The organism is Dyadobacter sp. CY312 (assembly GCF_021390535.1).
Taxonomy (GTDB): Bacteria; Bacteroidota; Bacteroidia; order Cytophagales; family Spirosomataceae; genus Dyadobacter.
On the sequence record NZ_JAJUXG010000001.1, the window covers coordinates 714,520 to 738,242 of the forward strand.

Annotated in this window: 19 protein-coding genes; 2 read left to right on the top strand and 17 right to left on the bottom strand. The window is 42.7% G+C overall.

The features are described 5' to 3' along the window. Nucleotides 1–68 precede the first annotated feature (68 nt). The 6 genes from LZG71_RS03260 to LZG71_RS03285 all read right to left on the bottom strand — a co-directional run bounded on the left by LZG71_RS03260 (nt 69) and on the right by LZG71_RS03285 (nt 9,975). On the bottom strand, nt 69–503 hold the full coding sequence (locus LZG71_RS03260) for a MarR family winged helix-turn-helix transcriptional regulator (protein ID WP_233816936.1): 435 nt from the start codon (nt 501–503) through the stop codon (nt 69–71). Between the two features lie 311 nt (nt 504–814). After that, nucleotides 815–2,662, bottom strand: coding sequence for a chloride channel protein (locus tag LZG71_RS03265; protein WP_233816938.1), 1,848 nt, complete (start codon nt 2,660–2,662; stop codon nt 815–817). A gap of 228 nt (nt 2,663–2,890) precedes the next feature. Then, the gene (locus tag LZG71_RS03270) at nt 2,891–3,661 is read right to left on the bottom strand and encodes a hypothetical protein (protein ID WP_233816940.1); all 771 of its coding nucleotides are present in this window, start codon (nt 3,659–3,661) and stop codon (nt 2,891–2,893) included. A 110-nt stretch (nt 3,662–3,771) separates the two neighbouring features. Further along, nucleotides 3,772–5,679, bottom strand: a complete 1,908-nt coding sequence (locus tag LZG71_RS03275) for a response regulator (RefSeq protein WP_233816942.1) — start codon at nt 5,677–5,679, stop codon at nt 3,772–3,774. A 64-nt stretch (nt 5,680–5,743) separates the two neighbouring features. Beyond that, on the bottom strand, nt 5,744–6,559 hold the full coding sequence (locus tag LZG71_RS03280) for a protein-glutamate O-methyltransferase CheR (protein WP_233816944.1): 816 nt from the start codon (nt 6,557–6,559) through the stop codon (nt 5,744–5,746). 5 nt (nt 6,560–6,564) lie between these two features. Then, complete coding sequence (locus LZG71_RS03285; RefSeq protein WP_233816946.1) at nt 6,565–9,975, bottom strand: response regulator; 3,411 nt, start codon at nt 9,973–9,975, stop codon at nt 6,565–6,567. Nucleotides 9,976–10,216: 241 nt separating this feature from the next. Here LZG71_RS03285 and LZG71_RS03290 point away from each other — a divergent pair, with 241 nt between their 5' ends. Then, nucleotides 10,217–10,804 carry a DUF1572 family protein gene (locus LZG71_RS03290; protein ID WP_233816948.1) on the top strand — a complete coding sequence of 196 codons (588 nt, stop codon included), beginning with the start codon at nt 10,217–10,219 and terminating at the stop codon, nt 10,802–10,804. 11 nt (nt 10,805–10,815) lie between these two features. On the opposite strand, the gene LZG71_RS03295 is transcribed toward LZG71_RS03290, so the two are convergent. The 10 genes from LZG71_RS03295 to LZG71_RS03340 all read right to left on the bottom strand — a co-directional run bounded on the left by LZG71_RS03295 (nt 10,816) and on the right by LZG71_RS03340 (nt 21,744). Continuing rightward, nucleotides 10,816–11,301 (bottom strand): GNAT family N-acetyltransferase, encoded by a 486-nt coding sequence (locus LZG71_RS03295; protein ID WP_233816950.1) that lies wholly within the window; start codon nt 11,299–11,301, stop codon nt 10,816–10,818. 20 nt (nt 11,302–11,321) lie between these two features. Continuing rightward, nucleotides 11,322–14,639, bottom strand: a complete 3,318-nt coding sequence (locus LZG71_RS30590) for an exodeoxyribonuclease V subunit beta (RefSeq protein WP_233816952.1) — start codon at nt 14,637–14,639, stop codon at nt 11,322–11,324. A 112-nt stretch (nt 14,640–14,751) separates the two neighbouring features. Beyond that, on the bottom strand, nt 14,752–15,270 hold the full coding sequence (locus tag LZG71_RS03305; protein WP_233816954.1) for a hypothetical protein: 519 nt from the start codon (nt 15,268–15,270) through the stop codon (nt 14,752–14,754). A gap of 54 nt (nt 15,271–15,324) precedes the next feature. Further along, nucleotides 15,325–16,398 (bottom strand): histidinol-phosphate transaminase, encoded by a 1,074-nt coding sequence (gene hisC / locus LZG71_RS03310; RefSeq protein WP_233816956.1) that lies wholly within the window; start codon nt 16,396–16,398, stop codon nt 15,325–15,327. A gap of 46 nt (nt 16,399–16,444) precedes the next feature. Continuing rightward, complete coding sequence (locus LZG71_RS03315) at nt 16,445–16,897, bottom strand: RES family NAD+ phosphorylase (protein ID WP_233816958.1); 453 nt, start codon at nt 16,895–16,897, stop codon at nt 16,445–16,447. Nucleotides 16,898–16,940: 43 nt separating this feature from the next. Further along, nucleotides 16,941–17,369, bottom strand: coding sequence for an antitoxin Xre/MbcA/ParS toxin-binding domain-containing protein (locus tag LZG71_RS03320; RefSeq protein ID WP_233816960.1), 429 nt, complete (start codon nt 17,367–17,369; stop codon nt 16,941–16,943). A 66-nt stretch (nt 17,370–17,435) separates the two neighbouring features. Next, nucleotides 17,436–18,704 carry a histidinol dehydrogenase gene (gene hisD, locus LZG71_RS03325; RefSeq protein ID WP_233816961.1) on the bottom strand — a complete coding sequence of 423 codons (1,269 nt, stop codon included), beginning with the start codon at nt 18,702–18,704 and terminating at the stop codon, nt 17,436–17,438. A gap of 3 nt (nt 18,705–18,707) precedes the next feature. Next, nucleotides 18,708–19,568 (bottom strand): ATP phosphoribosyltransferase, encoded by an 861-nt coding sequence (gene hisG, locus LZG71_RS03330; protein ID WP_233816962.1) that lies wholly within the window; start codon nt 19,566–19,568, stop codon nt 18,708–18,710. 70 nt (nt 19,569–19,638) lie between these two features. Continuing rightward, nucleotides 19,639–20,997: a histidine--tRNA ligase gene (gene hisS / locus LZG71_RS03335; protein WP_233816963.1), complete on the bottom strand. Its 1,359-nt coding sequence runs from the start codon at nt 20,995–20,997 to the stop codon at nt 19,639–19,641. A gap of 423 nt (nt 20,998–21,420) precedes the next feature. Beyond that, the gene (locus tag LZG71_RS03340; protein ID WP_233816964.1) at nt 21,421–21,744 is read right to left on the bottom strand and encodes a hypothetical protein; all 324 of its coding nucleotides are present in this window, start codon (nt 21,742–21,744) and stop codon (nt 21,421–21,423) included. 110 nt (nt 21,745–21,854) lie between these two features. Here LZG71_RS03340 and LZG71_RS03345 point away from each other — a divergent pair, with 110 nt between their 5' ends. Then, entirely contained in the window at nt 21,855–22,625 is a 771-nt protein-coding gene (locus LZG71_RS03345) for a class I SAM-dependent methyltransferase (RefSeq protein ID WP_233816965.1), read from the top strand. Nucleotides 22,626–22,696: 71 nt separating this feature from the next. Here the strand turns inward: LZG71_RS03345 and LZG71_RS03350 are convergent, their stop codons facing one another. Continuing rightward, complete coding sequence (locus tag LZG71_RS03350) at nt 22,697–23,722, bottom strand: glycosyltransferase family 2 protein (RefSeq protein ID WP_233816966.1); 1,026 nt, start codon at nt 23,720–23,722, stop codon at nt 22,697–22,699. Nucleotide 23,723 lies beyond the last annotated feature (1 nt).

Consider the following 23,723-nt stretch of genomic DNA (forward strand, 5'->3'; position numbering starts at 1 on the left):
GAAAAATATTCAGAGGACGTATCGTGCCACTTAAAATGCCAAAGGAACAAGTTATCATCTCCCTGAGATTACTCTGCAGTGCCTCCCAGTTCGATCAGAAATTTATTGAAATCCTCTGCCTTTTTTGTCTTGACTGAATTTAGTATCTGCTCGCTTGCAGACTCGGCAGTTGCCATAGCATCGTTAAGAATTCGCCTTCCCGCAGGTGCAAGTTTCACATAACTTACGCGTGCATCACGGCTGTTAGCTTCTCTTCTTACAAGACCAATTTTTTCCAGCGGCGACAGCATTCTCGTAACTCCCGATGCCGTCAAGCCGATTTTCTCTGCCAGATCCATCCTTCTCAGCTTCTCTTCAGGAGCCTGAGAAACGTGGTACAGAATAAGGAAATCGTTCAGACTTATTCCATGGCTACTGAGCTTTGTATCAAAGCGTTTCACCGCCATCGCTTGTACGACATTCAGATTAAGGAAAAATTTTAAAGACTCAGATATGCTTGACATAATGTTGATTAATAGTTGATATATACTTGAATATTCAAGTATTATACAAATATATAAATAATGTAACACACTTGAAATAAAGTGTTTGTTATTCTTGATAAATGATTATTCCGGCTCATCCATCAGAACTACAATCACATTATATCTGAGAGACACCCCAGAACTGAACTTTGGAAAGCGCGGCGGAATACTCCTGAGAATTGCGTGTAGGGAAAGTTTTAAAGCAGTGTTTCGGCTAGAAAAAAGATAGAAGCATGAAAAGCACACGCTTGACAGTTGCAATAACAGTCTTGAACTTTTATCGCAGATTATTATCCTGAATGCGCCTGCAATAATTGCCGGTATCGGTTGAGCACGCCGGACTTGGAGATGAAGCCAACATATACCCCGTCGGCTTTTACAACTGGCAAATTCCACGAGCCCGTTTCGTCGAATTTTTGCACCACAGACACCACATCATCAAACTCATAAATCAAAGCAGAAGGCTTTTTCATCAGGCTTGAAACGGTAGCGGCAGACAATCCATTTTCATCAAAGAAGAACGGGCGAAGATCGTCCATTGAGATAATTCCGGCTAGTTTTTTATCCTGATCAGTAACGGCAATTACGTTTCGTTTTCCTGTTCTTAAAAGATGTGCTAATTCAGGAAAAGTACCATTTATATCAAGCACCTGAATGTCGCGGTCAATCAGGTCCAGTGTCTGCAACATCGACAAAAGATTACGGTCATGTTCGCGAGTAAAAATCTTACCTTCATTCGCTAGTTTTTGCAAATCGGGAGAAATAGAAGAAAACCATTTTGCGATCAGAAAAGCGGTAACACTTACGAGCATTAAAGGTATAAAAAGATCATAACCTGAACTGGATTCGGCGATCAGAAAAATAGCTGTTAAAGGTGCATATAAAACACCACTCATTACCCCTGCCATACCCACCAATACAAGATTGGCAACAGGCACCTCTTCAATTCCTAATTGCTGACAAAACAATGCAAAAACAAATCCCAGCGTACCTCCTGCAAAAAGAGACGGAGCAAAATTTCCTCCATTACCTCCACTATAAATTGTGATGGAACTTGCGAATGCTTTTAACAAACATATTACAGTAAGAAACACGAGAACCACCCATTCACGATAACCGACAAATCGAAAAAAACTATTCTCCATTACGTTCCTCACTTCTCCATTTGTAAGTGCTTTAATAGTATCATATCCTTCTCCAAACAACGGCGGATAAAGCACACAAAGTACCGAAAGGACTGCACCTCCAAGCATGGCTTTTTTCATTCGATGCCATTTAAGCTCATGAAAAAAACCTTCGATGTATTTAGTAATTAAAACAAAATAACGAGCATAAAGTCCACATAAAATACCAAGGATAACATAGTAGCCCAGGTTACGATAATCGAAGGGGCTCCTGCTAGTGAACTGAAATAAAACGCCTTCCTGAAGAAGTATTTTGGACACAAGACTTCCGCATACGGCTGCTACTACAAGGGGGATAAAATCCGAGAACACCACTCCTGTGAGTAATATTTCAAACGCGAACATGACACCTGCAATTGGTGCATTAAATGCGGAAGCAATACCGGCTGTTGCACCCGCAGCTAGCAGCAGTGTACGTTCCTTGTAATTGAGTTTGTAGGTCTGAGCGAAATTTGAACCGATGGCCGCTCCGGTAACAGCAATGGGACTTTCCAGACCGGCCGAGCCTCCAAGGCCAACCGTGACCGCACTCTGCACAATTTGTGAGTACATTTTCACAGAAGATACCACACTGGAATTCTTTGCAATTTCGTGAAGAATAACGGGTATTCCCTTTTTGTCCTGACCATTAAAAATAACCAGAACCAGTAAACTCGTGATGACTATTCCAAGAAATGGAAATACGAGATAGAAGAAAACCTGATCTTCAAAATAAACTTTATGGGTGATCAGGTAGTGAATATAATGTACCAGGGATTTGAGAACTACACCAGCCAGACCGCACGTAAAACCTACCAGAATACCTGATAAAATCAAAAACTGGGCTCTTGACAAAACACTTTTCAGCCAGAAAATGACAATTTCGTAACTGCGGGCTTTCCGTAAACTATACTTTGCGAAGTTGCGCCGAAACCGAAGAAAGCTTGAAAATCTCTTTACTGTACTTTTATTCACGATATCCAATTTTTAACCTAAGCCGAAGCTGTGATTTTGAGCCTGCAATCTTATTGATTTCTCCTTGAATGAAACCGTTGCACGACCATTATAGTATGTGTTAACTGCAATAAAACAAAAACCGCATCACATTCCAACAGAAATGAGTTCTGTTCCATCGTATTGGTAATACAAAAAAAATGCCTGCCGGTGAATACACCAACAGGCATTTTCGAACTGATAGTAATTCTATTGGCGGTAATCCGCTCTGGCAAGCTGTACTTCAAGGCGAATGTCTACGCTGCGGTCGTCGTTCCCATAGCGATTACCACCACCGGTTCCAATTCCTACACCCATGCCACCGCCCATACCAATTCCACCACCCATTCCGATACCAATTCTTGGCGAAAATCCTGATTGAGACGATTGTCCGTCAATTTTGATGTTCACACCTAACATGGAAGATTGCGACGGGTTCACTGCCATCAGGTTAAATGGTATGGCGATCTGCTCGGTAAGCTCACCATTTTTATCCATCGATATGTGTGATTTGATACTGCCTTCCCCTATCACAAGATTGATCGAATGCTGTCCTTTTTTATCTTTCCAGAGCGCTTCCTTATTGTAGGAATCCAAAAGCAGGTTAAGGCCTAAACTATTAGGCAGATCGGTTTCAATGCGTTTAAGTGCTTTGCGATCTTCTTTCATGATGACCGGAAAAAGCAACGAATAGGCTTCCTTCTTCTGTCCTTCCGGACTGAAAGAAATTTTGAACCCGTTGGTCAGAATTTTCTGTACCGTGACCGGATCTTTTGTTTTGAGCGTGAGATACACGTACTGATCATCGTTGATAATCCCATATTTCAATCTCGACTTCTGATCCTGCTGATCGGGCTTTACTTCATCTACATAAGTGAACGGAGCATTCCATTTCGACTCGTAAGTCATTGTTTTTGATGAACTGCACCCTGCCAAACCGGCAAGTAACAGTAGGGTCCACACTTTACTTTTATTTTTCATTTAGCTTGAACAATGTAAAATTTGCTTAACTTATTTCAAACGAAAATTCCGTAACAATAATTACGATTACAGGCTTAAAATCGTTGTAAGCCAAAGAAGAAAGCGGTTGTTTATATGAGATTACCTATTTTCTCATGCAATTTAACAGGCTGAAAAGGTTTGGACAACGTATCATTCATACCTGCGGCCAGAGCTTCTTCTACTTCCTCTGCCATTACCGTGGCTGAGAGAGACAAAATCGGAATTTCAAGCTTCATCTCTCTGCGAATGTATCTTGCCGTCTCAAACCCATCCATTACCGGCATCCTGGTGTCAAGAATAATGAGATCAAAACCAGTCCCGCTAAGCGCGTCAATAGCCTCTTTTCCGTTCTCAACCATCTTCGCCTCTATTTCCCAGGTGTTCAGGTATTTTTTTAATAACAAGGCATTCACCCTGTTGTCTTCCGCTACCAATATTTTTTTACCCGTAAAAGGTTTTAATTCATTGAATAGTGTTTGGACTCGGGCACCGGGTGCCTTTTTATCTTCTGTCAGCATCAATGTGAAATAGAACTGGCTGCCTTTTTGCAGTTGACTACTCACCTGAAGTTCGGCGTCCATTAACTTCACAAGCTTTTTAGATATTGTTAATCCCAACCCGGTTCCGCCGTAATGATGGGAAGTGTCTTCCGAAGCTTGTCCGTATTCCAAGAAGATATTGGCCATTCCTGCCTCCGAAATTCCGATGCCTGTGTCGATGACAGAGAACTTAATCTGGTGCGCATTTCCTGTCTTACCTTCATGATCTATACGCAGTTCAACCGAGCCCGCCGGTGTAAATTTAATCGCGTTCCCTACCAGGTTCATCAGTATCTGATTGAGTCTGAGACCATCCACCAGCAAACATTCAGGAACATTGGCATCTACATAACTGCTCAGGATGATTCCGCTTTCATCCGCCTTGAATTTCATCAGATCCATGATACCCTTACTGATTGTACGCAAGTCGGTAGCCTGCGCCACAACAGAGAACTTGCCTTCATCAATTTTTGATATATCCAGAATGTCGTTCAGAATATTCAATAAAGAAGCAGAAGACTGGGTAAGCATTTCCAGAAGATTTTTTTGGGATTCTTCCAGCGAAGTTGCTTCCAGCAAATTGGCAATACCAAGAATTCCATTCAGCGGGGTGCGTATCTCATGACTCATATTGGCAAGAAACGACTCCTTCGCCTTCCTCGCTTTATCGGCTACCGACTGCGCTTCCACCAATTGTCGCTCATGCGCCTTTCGCTTTTCAACGTCATGCAGATTGACAAAAAGAAGTCTGTTTTTATACATAATTCGTAATTCCAGCCATACAGGTTGACGAAGCAAGCCGTAGAACTGGTCTTCGGTCACAATCGTGCTGCCTTCGAGATACGATCGCGACACAAGGATTTCTTTCAGTCCGGAAGCTAAAGGATCAACCAGCAGATCGAGCATGGAGCTGTTGATGATGCTGGAAGGAGAAATACCCAGAATGGTTTGTACCGACGGATTAATAGAGAGTATGCGGCCCGTCTCCGGTTCAACCGTTGCGATAATGTCAGGGGAATTGGTAACAATGGTCGCGTAGTTTTCCAATAGCCTGTTTTTAGCTCGTATCTCACGCTGGCTTCTCGATAGACGTATGAGGGCATCTACCTTCGCATTCGTAATGTACGGATCCAAAGGTTTATACAGGTAATCGATCCCACCCGATTGCAAACCCCTCACAGCATGCGTCGTTTCTTTTGAAATTGCTGTAACAAAAACAATCAGAATCTCCCTGGTCTTTGGGTTTGAAGCCAGCGTTTCTGCAAACTCAAATCCATCCATCCCCGGCATCTGAACATCCACAAGGGCAACCGCAATCTCATTATCCCAAACAATACGCAGCGCCTCATTGGTCGAAGTTGTTTCATAAATCGCAATGTCATCCCTGTTCAGAATGGCTTTCAAAGCCAGCAGATTTTCTTCACGGTCATCCAGAAGCAGTATCTTTGTTTTCTCCATATGTTGAGTAAGAGTACTTCACTACCCTCATTTTTGAATCAATTAGTTGTGTTGCCCAGCAGATTTATGATATCTTCTGATAGATATTCAAAGAACCGCTGATCACTCTGAAACGATCTTCCAGACCTGAGTACCGCAACGTTTCGCGCTTTCCCAGGCATAAAAATCCGAGTGGTGCCAGACTGTTGTAAAGCAATTGAAATACTTTTCTGCGTAGTTCCAACGTGAAATAAATCATCACGTTACGACACGTTATGAGCTGAAATTCATTAAAAACACCGTCGCCGGTAAGGTCATGGATCGAAAAAACGATATTTTTCCTTAATTCAGGATTCATCACTGCCTTGCCATAAGCAACATGGTAATAATCCGACAGCGACGTTTTCCCGCCCGCCAAAAGATATTTTTCTGAAAAGCCGCGCATGGCAGATCGTGAATAAACGCCATCTCTTGCCAGTGACAACACTTTTTGGCTCAGGTCAGTTGCGTATATGATGGTTCGCTTTCCCAGCTTTGCTTCATTGAGTAATATCGACAGTGAGAAGGCCTCCTCTCCCGAAGCACAACCCGCGACCCAGATCCGGAGATCTGTATAGGATTCCAGATAGCTGAAAACTTCCGAAACAAGCATTTCGAAAAAATCGGGGTCCCGAAACATCTCCGAATAATTTACGGTCAAATCCTGAATCAGATCATATACAACCTTTCCACCCTGATCAATAGATGCAAAAAGCTCCTGCATAGTCATTGCATGTTTGGTAAGGTACAACTGAGTACGCCTTAGTAATGATGGACGTGTGTAACCCGAGAAGTCGAACCCGGATTTTTCCCTTATGGTCGCAATCAGAATTTCCAGCGCTGAGTAATCAATAGTTACCATAATTTTCAGGCAGAATGGAGCCACACTTTTAGAAGTGAAAGCAGTTTGTCCACATCCACAGGTTTGGAAATATAATCGTTGGCACCGGCTTCCATACATTGTTCGCGGTCGCCACGCATGGCTTTGGCGGTAACGGCAATAATAGGCAAGCCGGACCACTGGCTTTGCTGACGAATGATTTTAGTGGCCTCAATCCCATCCATTTCCGGCATCATTACGTCCATCAGCACCAGTTCTATATCATCCATTTCTTGTAATTTCTCAATAGCCTCCCTTCCGTTCGAAGCTATCACAACAGTAAAACCAGCCTCTTCCAGTACTACACTCAGCGCGAAAATGTTACGCATGTCGTCATCTGCGAGCAAAACTTTTTTACCAAGAAAAACCCTTTCCGAGTGCACAACCGGATTGCTGAAACCTTGCTCAAATGCAGGAACTTCAAGGCTTTCAGGTTTGATTTTTTTCAAAAAGAGTTTAACCTCGTCCAACAAACGCTCGTTGGATTTTCTCGTTTTCATCACAACCGGATGCGCGTATTTCATAATCCTTGTCAGATCAGTCTGCGAGAGATCTTCCGCGGTATTTACAACAACGGGAATGTTGGTATAGGCTGGAATTTTCTTAATCTCATCGAGAAAATCCAGGCCACTGCCGTCGGATAAGCGAACGTCCAGAATGATTCCATGCACCGTTTCGGTTGTAAGCACCTTCATCGCCTCGGCGGCAGAGAAAGCGTAGAGGACAAAAATGTTATTGTCTGTGAGAAAATCCCCCACGTACCTGCTCTGAAAAGCATCGTCTTCCACCAACAAAATTCTCTTTTTTTGAAGATCCTTCCCTTCCAGTTTTAGCAGCGTGAATATACCTTCGGCAGATTTCCTGTCGACAGGCTTTTGCATGAAGCCGATCGCACCTTCTGTATTGAAACTACCGCCGTCTCCTGCCGAAACCATGTGTACCGGTATCAATTTCGTTTTAGGGTCTGATTTTAAATGATGCAGCAGATCTTCTCCTGAAATATCAGGAAGGTGCATGTCAAGAATAATTGCGGTGGGTTTAAAAGTGGACACGAGTTCCAAACCTTTTTGACCCGTCTCAGCCGTCAATGTAGCGAATCCGCTGTTTCTGGCACGATTTGCCATGTCAGAAGCAAAAAATGGATCATCTTCAATGAGCAGCAAACGGTGTTCTGTGTCACCGTAATGGCTTATAGTCTGAACTTCTTCGGGGAGGCCCTCCGATGGAGTATATCCATTTTCAACACTTGTAATTTCCTTATAAACAGGAAGTTTTAAAGTAAAAATGGATCCCTTATTGGGTTCGCTTTTCAAAGTAATGGTTCCTTCAAACAGCTTGGTAAGTTCTTTGGTGATAGACAAGCCCAGTCCTGTTCCGCCATACTTTCTGCTGGTAGAGCCATCCGCCTGTTGGAATGCTTCGAAAATAGCCTGTTGTTTGTCAGCCGGGATCCCAATTCCGGTATCTGCGACGGCGAAGTACCAGTAGCCCTCCTGCTGGGAAATATGCAGTGAAACTTCCCCAGGTGCGGAGGTGAATTTGATGGCATTTGATAACAGATTTCGCAAGATCTGTAAAAGCCTTACCTGATCCACGTAAATTTCCGGATCCACCGACGGATCCTTAATCAGATCCAGGACTAGTCCCTTATTTTCGGATACTTTCTGGAAGGTGTTTCTGATTTCTACAAGCAGAAGATCAACATTTACAGGCTCAAAATGGAGATCAATCTTTCCGGATTCTACTTTCGCAAGATCGAGGATGTCGTTGATTAACGTTAACAAATCACTTCCTGAATTATGAATCACTGAGGCGTATCGCTGTTCCTCCTCGCTAAGGCGATGCGCTTTATTTTCCTGTAAAATGCGGGAAAGGATCAGTATGCTATTTAATGGAGTCCGAAGTTCATGGCTCATATTTGCCAGAAATTCGCTTTTGAATTTCCCGCTTTTTTCCAGTTCATCGGCCTTGTTCTGAATCTGATTCCGGGCTTCCACGAGAGTACTTTTTTGCTCTTCAAGCATAAAGGCCTTCTCTTCCAGTTCGGTATTTATTTGTCTCAGTTCTTCCTGCTGCACCCGAAGTTCTTCCTCCGAGACCTGCAACAATGATGTATGTCGGGTCAGCTGCTCGTTGGTTGTACTCAGTTCTTCCTGCTGCGTTTCCAGCTCCTCGGCCTGCCTTTGCGTTTTCTCGAGTAATTCGAGCATCATTTCTCTTGCCTTTGCGGCCACGATTGCTACCGCAATATTTTCGGATATTGTACTTAGAAGTGACTTCACACTTGTCGACGGCTCCTGTAAAAACGCCAGTTCGATCAAGGCAATTACCTCATTTTCAAATACAAGTGATTTTATAAACACTTTACCAGGCTCACCTTTTCCTGCGCCGGTAACTACCTGCAAATATCCTGGTGCTACATCCAGCTCCCGGAGATCTGTTTTATTGAGAATGATCTCACCTAAAATTCCCTGACCAGGGTTTACTATTGCCGGCACCAGAGCGGGGTTTTCCACACCATGTGTAACTTCCAGCTCGAACTGATTTCCGGAGGCCGATTTTACATACATCACTGCAATAACAGCATTGGTAAGTTCCGCCAATTTAGCAGCCAGGCTCACCAAAAGTCCGGACATGGTGGGCTGACCACGAATAGCCACGCTTGTTTCTACTGCCGCACTCAGAACCCAGTTCTTCTCCCGATCTTCGATTGCTATTTTTTCAAGCCGGGCATTTAGATTATTGGTTTGTGTTTCCGATAAAATCTGGGCGTTGTAAGTTTGGCGGATGAAATAGAACATTACAAAAATCACGAGCATAAAAACGGCAGTCCCCAAAACAATGAACATTTTCGCATTGGAAGCACTTTTTAATGCCTGCTGTTCCCGCTCTATCAGAAGAACACGTTCTGTGTTTTCAATTCTGTTGAATTGAAAGTCTATTTTCGTGGTCAGCATTTTTCCCTGCAGGATAAATAACCTGAGCGAATCCTGATCCAGATTTTTATTTGTGATCATATCCAGCTGGCTGTTCATGATATCCAGCTTGTTGTTGAGCAGCATACTCAGCGAATCCAGGCGAACCGTTTGTTCCGGATTGTTACTTACGAGCTGGCGGAGTTGGTCCACTTCGCTCCAGATATTCTCTGTTACCTGCTGATAAGAATTTTCGAATGAGTTGCTTCTGGTTAGCGCCAAACCACGTATATTAGACTCAGCAGTGAGCAGCGAATTTTTGACCGAGGCTGATGTATTCATTACCTCCCTTGTGTGGTTTACCAGCTCAGCATTTTTTTGTTGAAGGACCAGCGAGTTGTAGGAAGTTAGTCCTACGATGATCACCAAGACAATGGAGAAGGCAATACCTGTTAGTACCTGCTGCTGAAAAGAAAAACGCATAGATGCTTAAATATCGTTGAGTACGACGCTGACGGTCTGAATTTTCCCCGAAGATCACTAAAAATGAGCACTAAACGTAGAATTACATACCGGATTTAGAAAATTTTGTCTACAAATTTGTCAAACCAGTTAGTTAGTAATTCGATATAACTTTTTTATATAATTTTAACATTAGAATATAGGAGTTTTTGAAAATAGGTGCCGCAATAAAAGTATAATCATATGTTGTCATTAGATTCTCATGAAAAGTAATATTGAAGAAACATACCTGGCTGAAACAATCAAACTATTCAGGTATTATAAATTGTTGGCAGAAAAAGCCATGAATCAACTGGAAAAAGAACAAATCTTCTATTCTGCTGATGCCGATAAAATAAATAGCATTGCCGTTATTATCAATCACCTGCACGGGAACATGATCTCACGATTTACAGATTTCCTGACCGCTGACGGGGAAAAACCATGGCGGAACAGAGATGCTGAATTTCTGCAACCTGAACAGGATTTTGAAGATATAATGAGAAAATGGGAAGCGGGTTGGGAATGTCTTTTTGATGCATTAAAAACATTGCTGCCGCACCAGCTTGGAGACGTCATTTACATACGTAATGAAGGGCATACCGTACTGGAAGCCATTCAGCGGCAGTTGGCTCACTACTCCATGCATGTGGGCCAGATCGTTTTTTATTCCAAACAACTAAAAGAAGGTGAATGGAATAGCCTCTCCATCCCACCAGGAAAATCAGGAGATTATAACAAAGAAAAATTTGAACTTGAAAAACAGGTGAAGAATTTCACGGAAGAAGAGATGAAGCGACTGGGAAAGTGATGGGCAGGCATTTAATCTAATTCTTTCAACATCCATATTTCACAAGAGTGATGTCCGCTGCTTCCCATGGGTTCGGCCAGTTGCTCAAATCCCAGATGGACGTACGTTTGAACAGCCTTTCCAAGCTCCGCCATGGTTTCCAGGTAAATTCTGGAATACCCATTTTCAAGGGCTGTTTCGATACATTTTAAGATCAGTGTTTTCCCGAGTCCTAATCCTCTTGCCTCGGGTTTCAAATACATTTTTACCAGCTCAACCGTATTGGCCGGCAATCCTTCTGTGGGAAATATGCCTGCACCTCCCGCAAGTTCCCCGTCAAGCAGCGCTACATAATAAACGCTTTTGTCTGCCTGGAAAAGTTCGCTCAGCCGATCCGTGCTTTCATCATAGTAGACTGTCCCTGGTTTGTCAGCCTTAAATTCTTTAAGCGTTTTTCTGATAATGCCAGCTAGTTTCTCATTATCACGTTCCTGTATTTTTCTTATTTCAATTTCCATAAATAGCACTCATCAGCATTTTATATCCATTCAACCATTTCATTTTCAAGTGTAATCATCACGCCCCTGGACTCTTTCCCTATATTTTTGTAGGCCTGAACCAGTTTTCGTAAATGTCTCCTGTTTTCATCGCTTCCATTTCCTCCTACAAACGACATAAATACGTAATTGCCATCGGCAAGCTGCACCATTCTGTCGATGTGCAACAGTTTACCGCCAGGTATCAGCAAATCTTTGTTGATTTTTAACGCGTTACTATCATCATATAGCTCTTTCAACGAAGGATTTTCCAGTAAATATTTTACCTGTTCCCGTATGGCTCCCGCCTCATTTCTTGTAAAAATCCCCTCTGCCATCAGGCTTGTGATCGTTTCGGGCAAGTCGGAAAAGCTCCTGAGCCTGGTAAGCAGATATCTCACTTTTTGCAGACGGTCATATTTAGGTTCAAAAGTCTCTATATCGAATATACGGTCGGCCATTCTGCGAAGTCTGAGCGTATTGGTTCGATCATTGCTCAGAATATCTTTCATAATAAAGGGCACAAAATCGCTCCTCACATGAGCATGACGACAGCCTTCCGTTCCTTCATACAGCACATAAGAATCCTTCGATTCTTCCCAACCTGGCACAAATTCGGGCTGGCTCAAATAATCGTGCAGCCACATACCTACGTTTGGAGCACTTTGCCAGTTTTTTTCTTTTTTAGCAAGAATATACAACCGCTGAATAGGTCTTGTGAAGGCCACATACAGCAAATTCATTGTTTCAACCAGTTTCCTTGTTTTTTCATTGACATACTGCTCAGCGATGACCGTATTTTCCAGCTCCTTCTGGACTGAAACCATCGAGCTCCGCAATTTGCCAGTTAAACCCGTTCTGTCTGGTGCCCCCGGCAGGAAAAGCTCCTCATAATCAACCTCGTCTAAATCTACCCACAAGCGATCCAGACTGGCGTTGGGTGTAAACTTCCAGTTTGCATAGGGCACTATTACCACAGGATATTCAAGTCCTTTTGATTTGTGAATCGTAGTGATTCTGAGCGCGTCCGTATCGGCCGGAATGGTAATTGAAAGTTTAGTTCGTGCCGTATCCCAATAAGCAAGGAAATCGCCGAGATGATTGGTTCGCCGCGTACCAAATTCCTGCACCACGTCCAGAAAGCGAAATAGATATTCCTTGTCTGTTTGGGCTTCAAATAATCCGAAAGTTTGGATCAGTTTCTCACTCAGCTCGAAAACAGACAATTGCCGCATACGGAATGCCGTAAGAGAAATCCCCCATCTTGAAAAATATTCCAGAAAACTATCTAATCCGGGCTCACTGCACACCTTTCGAATCGCTTCATATTCCGTCGGTCCGGGATTCTGTTTTCGTATGACGTGATGAAACAGATATGCTGTTTCGTAGCGGGCAAGTTTATGATCAGAAGTTTGTAAAACCTTCATAAAAGATATTACAAAGTGGATTGACCTGGAATAGGCAAGCAAAAGTGCATCGTCGGAAATGAGCGGGAAACCAGCCTCTTTCAGCACATTGGCAATGGCTGTCGCCTCCGATTTTCTCCGGCACAGTATCGCAACATCCCGCCAGTTATATCCTGTGGAGCGCAGTTCTTCTACCAGTTCCAAAGTTCGTTTGACAATAGCGTCATGTGTGTTACCCGAGGCTTCATCGGTATTGTCGTTCATTTCTAAAAACTCCATTTGCACATGCCCGCCTTCTGAAACTCCGTCGGGTATCTGTTGCTGAAAATTTTCGTCATAGACATCTCCTGCCAACGGATATTCCGGAGTGAGCAGATTGGCAACAAAGGAGAAGAAACGGTTATTAAAATCTGTTATTTCTCTGAAACTTCTGCGGTTTGTACGCAGGTGGTCAACCTTCAGATAATTGTCCAGGCTCCAAAGCCGCTCCTGATTGAAATCACTTTCACCCAATACCGAAGTGAGCAGCATTACCTGATCCTGCGCCAGGTGTAGCAGAAGGTCCATATCCCCGCCACGGAAACGGTAAATGGATTGTTTGGCGTCACCAACGATCAGATTAAAATAACCGTCGGCCAGGGCATTTTCAATGAGCGGTAATAAATTTGCAAATTGCAGCTTGGATGTATCCTGAAACTCATCCACCAATATATGATTGTATTTTTCTCCCAGCCTTTCAAAAATGAAGGGAACCGGCTCCTGTGATACAATTTCAAGGATTTTCTTATTAAAATCGGAAATATGAACCTGATTGTTCTGTTTCAGCAGCGCATCGAACTCTTTACGTACCTCACCTAACAGCGATAGATTATATATATGACGTTCGAGAAGGTTGTAAAGTGTGATTTTTCCTCCTTCTGCCTGTCGAATGTTCTCAATCTGATGAAAGCAGTTTTCGAGATCCGGCCGAATCTCTTCAATTTTTTCACGTGTAATTCCAGGTGTTTTGGCACCATACCAGGTTTCCTCACCTATTGTTTTGTAAGCATAAGAATTAGGTTCTGCCCAGAGTTTCTTGCCCTCTGACCGGTCCTTGAAGAAACCATAAATGCCACGCCCGCCCTGGTAAAAATCCTTATCTACCAAAAAGCCTTCCTGTATGAGATCAAATCCTCTTTTCGCCAGATCCGTAACTTTGGTCTCTCTCTCTTTAACAAACCGCTTCATTTGATTCCGGATCGTGATCCAGTCTTCCATCCGAAGGCCAGCCACTCGCTGCATCTGAAGATAGCTTTGTTCGCTTAGCAAAGTACCCGAAGTCTCACGTATTTTGACCGGCAAGGCACCCCAGCTTTTCCCATCTTCCGCATTTTCACGATAGTATTTTTCAACAATATCTGTCAATACTTCCTCACCTTCCTGGCCTATTCTGGCCAGCAGCCGGTCCACCGCATCATTCAACAAATCGCCATCCAGTTGTGTTTCAAATACAAAAGGAATCCCGAGTTCGTCGGTGAAACTGCTGATCAGCCGCTGAGTGAATTTGTCGATCGTCATGACCGAAAAATCGGAATACCGGTGCAGTATTTGCCTGAAAACAAGTTGTGCCCTACCTGAAATAAGCTCACAAGCTCCTTCAAAAAGTGCTTCATCGGTTACTGTATCCGGGTACATTTCCTGTACAACATCTCTGAGCATCGGTGGCAATTGGGCATCAGGGCTGTATGCAGCAAAAGTTCTCAACATCAACAAAATACGGTCTTTCATCTCATTGGCAGCCGCATTGGTAAATGTAACTGCCAGGATTTGTCTGAAGTAAGTATCTGAATTGGAATGTAATGCAAGTTTGATGTATTCCTTCGTCAGTGTATAGGTTTTTCCGGAACCTGCCGATGAACTGTATACTTTAAACACGTAGCGTTAATTTTGGAAATAGTAAGTAAAACCTGATGCCAATTTACGCAAAAGAGCAGGCGAATGCCTGCTCTTTTGAAATTTACTATAACATTCTTGGCAATGTCAGTTATTACAAATTGAATCTGACCCCACCCGAGATGTTAGGACTGAAAAAAAACGGAGCAGGTACTAACTCTACATAAGTTCCTCCCTCTATAAAAACTGAAATTCTATTTTCTGGAATGAAATATTCAAAGCCTCCAAGAGCAGACCCTCCAAGTGAAATTGCGCCTTTAACTTTTTCTGTCACGAGGTTTCCACTCATTCTGTCATAACCTCTGCTGTTAACCTGTGCACCCAGACCATAATATACACGAACACTCTCTGAATTGAAAAGTGGATTGTGCCACAAATAATGAGCTTGCACTGATAGTCCGACATTGGGACGCACTTTGTTACTTCTATATTTTTCTTTAAAAACACCGTAGGTTCCTACCGTGACATCAATTGCATTAATATTGTTAAAATACTTCCTGATATTGATACCAGTCGGTTCACCAAGTTTAAATCCGACTGCCCAGTTGTCGTATTGCGCCTGAGCAAAGCCAAAGCATAGTGTACAAATAACAGTTAGTGCCAGTTTCTTCATTTTAGTACTGTTTGTTGGATATTTTAATAAAGTTTTGTGCTAATTATTTATACTTTAAACAATCACATTCCTTTGCTCGTACGCTTTAAGAGCTGCTACCAGCGTTTCATTTTCTTCCCTTGTGCCCACTGTAATGCGAAGGCATCCTTCACACAACAACACCTTTGACCGGTCGCGCACAATAATGGTTTCCTTTAAAAGATATTCCATCACCGATTTTGCATCGTCAAACTTTACAAGCAGGAAATTGGCATCTGATGGAAATACTTTATTCACCAACGATAATTTTTCTAACATGGTACATAGAACCCCTCTTTGTTCAAGAATTTCTTTCACCATCTCCTGCATTTTATCGGCAGATTCAAGCCCCGCAAGCAGTGCCGCCTGCGCCGGCTGACTAATATTATATGGCGCCTTGATCTTGTTCAGTATCCTTACAAGTTCTGTGGAAGCAAAGCACATGCCTGCCCGCAGGCCCGCAAGTCCCCATGATTTTGAAAAAGTTTGCAAAACTACAAGATTCGGATATTCTGCAAGCCGGTCGATCCAGGAAGGTTTGTCAGTAAAATCCACATAAGCTTCATCTACAACAACCAAACCATTGAAATTTTTCAGAATGGTTTCAATTGCACTGTCCTCCATCACATTCCCGGTAGGATTATTCGGTGTGCAGATAAAAATGATCTTTGTATCTGGTGTAATGGCTTCAAGCACAGCATCCACCCGTATCTGGTAGTCGGCAGAAAGCGGAACTTTATCAATATAAACATCATGAATGGATGCACTTACCTCATACATTCCATACGTAGGAGGCAAAATAATCACACGGTCTTTTGATGGCGTACACGTTGCTCTTACAAGCAAATCTATTGGTTCATCACTTCCATTTCCCAGAAAAATCTGATCCGTCGGGACGTTCTTCAAAGGCGAAAGTTTCCTTTTAATATCAGCCTGATAAGGATCCGGATAACGGTTGAAATCCTGGTCTGTTACCGAACCGTATGGATTTTCGTTTGCATCAAGAAATATCCCAACATGACCTGTATACTCATCCCTTGCTGATGAATATGGAGCCAGATTAAGAATATGCGGCCGTAATATCTTATTTAAATCGAAAGAATTATTCATTAACGCACTTGTTGGTCCTTCGCAAAGGACTGATTATTAAATTAGATTATCCAGCCCTGAATAACCGGCTGTCAAACTCAAAAGGTTCGATATTGATTACCTTAACCGATTCCGCCTCAGGATGATTGGGATTGATAAGATAATTAGATTCATTACGCACTACCACTGACGGTACCCGAAGCAAGAGCGAGCTTTTTTCCTGCAACCAGGTGTCTCCCGTCTCTCTGGTCCATTGCGGTTCCAGTTGCCAGTCCGGTATAACATAAATCCCCTTTGCAAACTTCATCGCATCAGGCACATAGATCACAACCACAACATAGTCTGGTGGTGGTGTTGGACGTTGCAAGTGTACCAGAATTTCCAGCATGGCCAGCGACCTTCGGGAACAACTGTAAACCATTGCATTTCTTGGCGAATTCCACCTGCCTCCATGATAATAAGCTCCCATCCCACTCAGATCATTCTGATATTCCGACCTTGTGATTCTGAATAACTCCATGTATATCTGCTATCGGTTTTTTAGCTTGGAACGTAATGTAAAATCAGGCAAAAATACCGTGTTCAATACGCCCTAGTTCCGTTTTGACAAGTTCAATCCCAGCATGTGTCCGCAAAAAATTTATTGGTTTTTCATTACTGAGTGCAAGTATCTTGCTGTTGAGCCAATCAAGAAAATATTCTTTGCCTAAAACCCGCGTTCCTATTGACATCAGATCAGCCAGGGATATGAGATGATCCGAAACCACATTACTCAGCAAATCGGTATCCTCGTAACGAAGTAAATTCCTCGGCGTTACCGGAAGCAACGCTATAAGATCTTTCACGTCCAATCCTGCTGAATCAGCAAGATGCTGTATAGCTGCTTTGGGAACCCCGTTTTCTGCAAGAAATGCAAGATCGAAGTTATCTTTTATGGTGCGTTTCAAAACACCATAACCACCTAACCGTTCGTTCACCATCATTGCTGTCATATCATTGCTTTTTAAAACCCGGAAATATGTCCTCAAATATACGACATATTTCCGGGTTTTAACTTTTTACAATAAACTTTGCAATCGTATTCTTACAGCACGCTTATGTGCATCAAGGGATTCAGCGGCAGCCATGGCTTCCACAGTGGGACCAATTGCCTTAATTCCCTCGGTTGTAATATTTTGAACAGTTATTTTTTTAACAAAACTATCAACAGAAACGCCGCTATACGCCTTAGCGTATCCGTTTGTAGGCAGTGTATGATTGGTGCCGGAAGCGTAGTCTCCGCAGGATTCCGGAGTATAATTTCCTAAGAAGATAGATCCCGCGTTCACAATTTTTTCAGAAACAGTCTCTGCATTACCTACACTCAGAATCAAATGTTCGGCAGCATATTCATTAAGCAAGTCGATTGCTTCCTCCTCGGATTCAACCAAAATCGCTTTGCTATTTGAAATTGATTTAGCTGCAAGATCTTTCCTGGGCAGTCTATCCAGCTGAGACGATAACGTGAGGTTCACCGCCGACAATAGTTTTTTGCTCGTAGAAACCAACAATACCTGGCTGTCAGCTCCGTGTTCTGCCTGCGAGAGCAAATCGGCTGCAACAAAAGAAGGTATTGCAGTATCATCGGCATATACCGCAACTTCCGATGGCCCTGCCGGCATATCTATCGCCACGCCTTCTTTACTCACCAGCATTTTAGCGGTTGTAACATACTGGTTACCAGGACCAAATATTTTATAAACCTTCGGTACACTCTCTGTACCGTAAGCCATGGCCGCAATCGCCTGAGCACCGCCAATACGAAAAGCCTTGGTAACACCAACAAGCCCGGCCGCATACAAAATAGCCGGATGATCTGATGGCGTACACAGCACAACTTCTTTACAACCTGCAAGTTGCGCAGGAATACCCAGCATCAGTACCGTACTGAAAAGCGGAGCAGTACCACCAGGAATGTAAATTCCAACCTTTTCGATACCGACACTGCGACGCCAGCAAGTCACGCCAGGCATTGTTTCTATTTTTTCAACAGATTGTACCTGAGCTTTATGGAATTTGTAGATGTTATCATAGGCCTGACGAATTGCAGCTTTCAGCTCATCGTCCAGTTTACTTCCGGCATTTTTAATATCGGCCTCATCAAAAGCAAGATCGCCAAGTTCCGTATTGTCAAATTTCCTGGCAAGCTCCCTCAGTCCCTCATCTCCCTGCGTTTTTACCTGGTCGAGTATGGGAATCACCTTCTTCTCAATATCCCGTGAATCCTGCACCGGTCTGGCCAATAACACCGGCCATTCGGCTCTATCGGGAAATGCAATAATATTCATATCTTAAAGAATCATTTTCTCGATTGGTATCACAAGAATACCCTCTGCGCCTGCCAATCTTATTTTTTCAATATTTTCCCAAAATTCATTCTCGTTAATCACCGAATGCAACGAGCACCAGCCTTCCGTTGCCAGAGGCAAAATGGTTGGAGAACGCATTCCTGGCAGGAATTTTATAATATTGTCAACAGCCGATGTAGGGCAGTTTAACAAAATATACTTATTATTTTTAGCAACCTGAACCGATTTGATACGAAAAAGCAATTGATCCAGAAGTTCCTGCTGACCTTCCGAAAGATGTTTGCTGGCGATCATCACAGCCTCAGAACGGAAAATGGTCTCTACCTCTTTCAATCCGTTGCTTAAAAGCGTGCTGCCTGAGCTAACAATATCACACACCGCATCAGCCAGTCCGATACTTGGGGCAATCTCAACAGAACCACTGATCTCGTGAATCTGCGCTTTTACATTATTATCTGCCAGATATTTACCGAGCAAACGTGGATAAGTTGTTGCGATACTCTTTCCTTCCAGATCCGCAACACCCTGATAATCATGTTCGCGAAGAACACCAATCGACAATCGGCATTTTGAAAAGCCCAGCTTATGCACCGTTTCCACATCTCTGTCCGACTCCTCCGAAACATTTTCGCCTACAATTCCTAAATGTGCAACACCATCTTCCACATAACCCGGAATATCATCATCCCGCAGGAACAGGATTTCAGCAGGAAAATTCGTAGCAGAAGTTTTCAACTTACCGCCTCCATTATCAAAACGGATGCCACATTCCTTGATCAATTTCAGAGAGTCTTCACTCAATCTTCCTGATTTTTGTATTGCAATTCTTAAAATATCATTCATGATTTTGGCAATTGGCTTTCAGCGGTCGACTTAGAGCCTGTAAATATTTCTGTTTTATATTATTCGAAAATCAACTTAAAAGCGGGATAATTTCTTCAATGCTTAACTTTTGCTGCTCACCTGTTTTCATATTTTTCAAAGTAAGCTTGCCCGACTGTATCTCGTCTGAACCTATAAGTACAACAAATGCAATGTTTTTCCTGTCAGCATAATCGAGCTGCTTTTTCAACTTTACCGAATCAGGATACATTTCCGCGTTTATACCGGCCTTTCTAAATTTTGGAAGAAGACTAAGCCCAAACTCAAATGCTTCTTTATCAAAGTTAGAGATCATCACTTTCGTACTCGTCGTCTGATTTTCTGGAAAAAGATTGAGCTCTTCCATCACATCATAAATACGGTCCACACCAAGGGAAATACCAACACCTGAAATTCCAGGCACACCAAAAGTTCCCGTAAGGTTATCATAACGCCCACCTCCAGAAATACTACCGATCTGAACATTATTTGCTTTAACCTCAAAAATGGCACCAGTATAATAGGAAAGCCCACGTGCCAGCGTTACGTCAAATTCAATTTTAGGATTCACAAGCCCCAGTAAGCCTACCATTTTCCAGACCTCTTCAAGCTCCTCAATCCCTTTCAAACCAATTTCGGAACCACTAAGCCAGTTTCTTAGCGCTTCAAAAGGTTTTTCTGAGTTGGATAATGAAAAAATAGGATCCAACATGGTTATGCTGTCTGACGAAAAGCCGCGTTCCGCAAGCTCTTCCACAACTTTCTCCTTGCCAATTTTATCCAGCTTGTCAATCGCTACACAAAGCGGTCCTTCCATCCCTCCTGCACCAATTACATCAGCTATGCCCGTCAGTACTTTTCTATTATTGATCTTGACAGTGAAATCAGAAATACCCAAAGCAGGCAATATATCATGCAACAGGTTAACAATCTCCGCCTCGCAAAGCAGTGAATCTGTCCCAACTACGTCCGCATCACATTGATAAAACTCACGGTAACGACCTCGCTGTGGACGATCTGCCCGCCACACAGGCTGTATCTGATAACGCTTGAACGGCATCGCCAGCGTACCGCGATTCATGACAACATATCTTGCAAATGGCACAGTCAGATCATAGCGCAATCCCTTTTCAGAGATTTTAGACGTAAGCGGTTTATATCCTTCGGTGTAATCCTTGTCTTCAAGCTTGGAAGTAAAATCACCGGAATTTAAAATTTTAAAAAGCAATTGATCACCTTCGTCTCCATATTTCCCCATCAATACCGATAGGTTTTCAAAAGCGGGAGTTTCCAAAGGCAGAAAGCCATATCGTTGAAAAGAGCGCCGAACTGTTTCAAAAATGAAATTGCGCTTTGCCATTTGTTCCGGACCAAAGTCACGGGTTCCGCGGGCAAGGGATGGTTTACTCATTTGTAATTATTATATCGAAAAATCTTTGTCTTCAAAGCTCGCCCGTACAAAAAGGTCCTATTAACCCTTCCTGGTCTGCAATAATTAACCTCTTTGAGTAAAAAATCGTTTGAGAAGACGTTTAAAACCGTAAAGTTAGGGCAGGTTGGCAATATTTATGATTATTATCTTCATTATTTACACATAAATCCTTAATTTTGCGGCTCTTTCACAAAACAATAATTTTAAAATGGGAGTTACGGAATTAAAACGTAAAGGTCGCAGAAATAAAGCAGTAGCTAATAATCGTACCGCGAAAATTAAAAACCTTTTACGTAAGCCAGAAGTACGGAACGTCGATGTTGAGGCAATAAAAGCTCAGTTTGAAGCTAACAAGAAGTAATTAAGAGCCTCTCCGATACAATGTTATCCAACAAGTCCCTGTCAATCTCTTTTGGTAGGGCTTTTTGTTTTCTTTTCGGGGAGTAACTTACGAACTGTCTTGGAGTTTACCTTACGGAGAAGCTGCCGCATACTGCGACGGGTTTCACGGCGAACATCCAGCAAAATTCGAAAGCGAAGAGCTTCGCCAAAAAGAACCAGACCGCCATTAATAAGTATCAGACTGTACAATCCCAACAATACCCATACCTGCGTAGGCTCTCCGATGCGACGCTGATGCGCTGCTTCGCTGAGAACAGTAAGGCCAAAACTGAACAACAACAGTCCAAATGGAGCAAGAATCATCCATTTTGTACGTGTTGACATACGTTTTATAAGCTTTTTGCCTGGTGGTTTGGGATCTATCGATGGAATCATTTATTTTATTATTTCCTGTAAATGACCCTAAAATTATTAATTTTTAATCAATTGGTTTAATGAAAGCCATCATAAGTTTAGTTTTAAGATACATTCCCCGTCCTTACCTGCAATTGGTGGGTCATTGGGCAGCACGTTTTCTGAGTATTTTCTACCTGGGAAATAAAGTAGAATGTCCTGTGTGTAACAGCCAGTACCGGAAATTTCTACCTTATGGAAGAAATACCAGCAGCCGTGAAAATGCACTTTGTCCGGGCTGCCTTTCTCTTGAAAGACACCGTTTAATGGGTCTTTATCTGAGACGAAAAACCAACTTCTTCACCGACAAGCTTAAAGTGCTTCATGTAGCACCAGAGTATTGCTTCATCGATCGGTTTGAAAAGATGGACAATCTCGATTATATCACCGGCGATATAGAATCACCTCTGGCAAAGGTAAAAATGGACATTCACCAAATCCCTTTCCCTGACAATACCTTCGATGTGGCATTTTGCAACCACGTAATGGAGCACGTAGACGACTACATATTGGCAATGAGCGAGCTGCACCGTATTCTTAAACCAGGAGGATGGGCGTTGATTCAATCACCTCAGGATATGAAATATGCAACCACATACGAGGACGCAACGATCACGGATCCGAAAGAAAGAGAAAAGTATTTTCTTCAAAATGACCACCTGAGATTATTTGGAAGAAACTACGGCAGAGAACTTGAAAAAGGTGGATTCACCGTAATCGAAGATCGTTTTGTGATGGATGAACTTTCAAAAGAAGAGGTTAAACGTTACGCTTTACCGGGCGAAGAAATCGTTTATTTTTGCAAAAAATAATATAATGAAGAATTAAGAGTTGAAGCATGGAATTCTTCACTCTCAATTCTTCATTTTTTCATTCTTCATTCTCAAGAAGGATACTCAATCGCGGCACCTGTTTCCCTGTGCGATTTTTTCTCCCAGATTCGCGTCCATCCTTCCTGCAAAAACCCGGTTCCGTATCCAAAAAGCTGTACGAAAGCCGCTGCAACTCCCAGAATCGCTACTTTCAAACTTCCGGTTGTCTTCATTGCGTCCAGAAACACCAGCAAAACGTAAACCGTTAATCCGGCCAGTCCCAGGTAAAAGAATGGTTTGAATATAAAATACCAGAATGGAATACTACACACACCCAAAGTGAACAAAAGCGGAAATGTGTGAACAAGCTTTAATTCATCAGGATAAAAGCGTGCGATATTGATACGCGCCCTTCCGAAAAATTTAAGCTGCTTGTAAAACTGGGCGAATTTTGTTCTTCTTTTATGGTAAATAAATGCCTCAGGAATTAACGCTGACTTGAAACCAAGCCGAATTGCAGCAATACTGAATAGGATATCCTCTCCCATTCTGCTGGTCAAAAAACCACCTGTCGCTTCCCACACTTTTCTGGAAAGCCCCATATTAAAACTCCTGGGGTGAAAGGTTCCGCCCATGTTATTCTTCTTCCCACGAATGCCCCCGGTTGTAAAAAAGGAGGTCATCGAATAGCTGATTGCTTTCTGAATCGGGGAAAATGAAGGGTGATCCGTATCGGGTCCGCCATACAAATCAATATAGCTCGAATTGAGCCGGCTATCCACAATAGTAAGATAGCCCGGCTCAATTAAAGCATCAGAGTCGAGCAGAATGAAGTAATCTCCAGATGCACGCTCAAAACCATGGTTTCTGGCAAATCCCTGACCGCCGTTTATTTTAAAAAAATAACGGATATCAAGCTCATTTTGAAATGAGGAAACAACATGCTCTGCCGTTTCTTTTGAACCGTCCTCTACGATAATTACTTCAAAGTTTGTGAAAGTCTGAACAGCAAGACAGCCCAATAACTCCTTCAACTCGTCGGGACGATTGTAGACAGGAATAATAACCGAATATTTTCTCACAGCTGCCGTATTCATA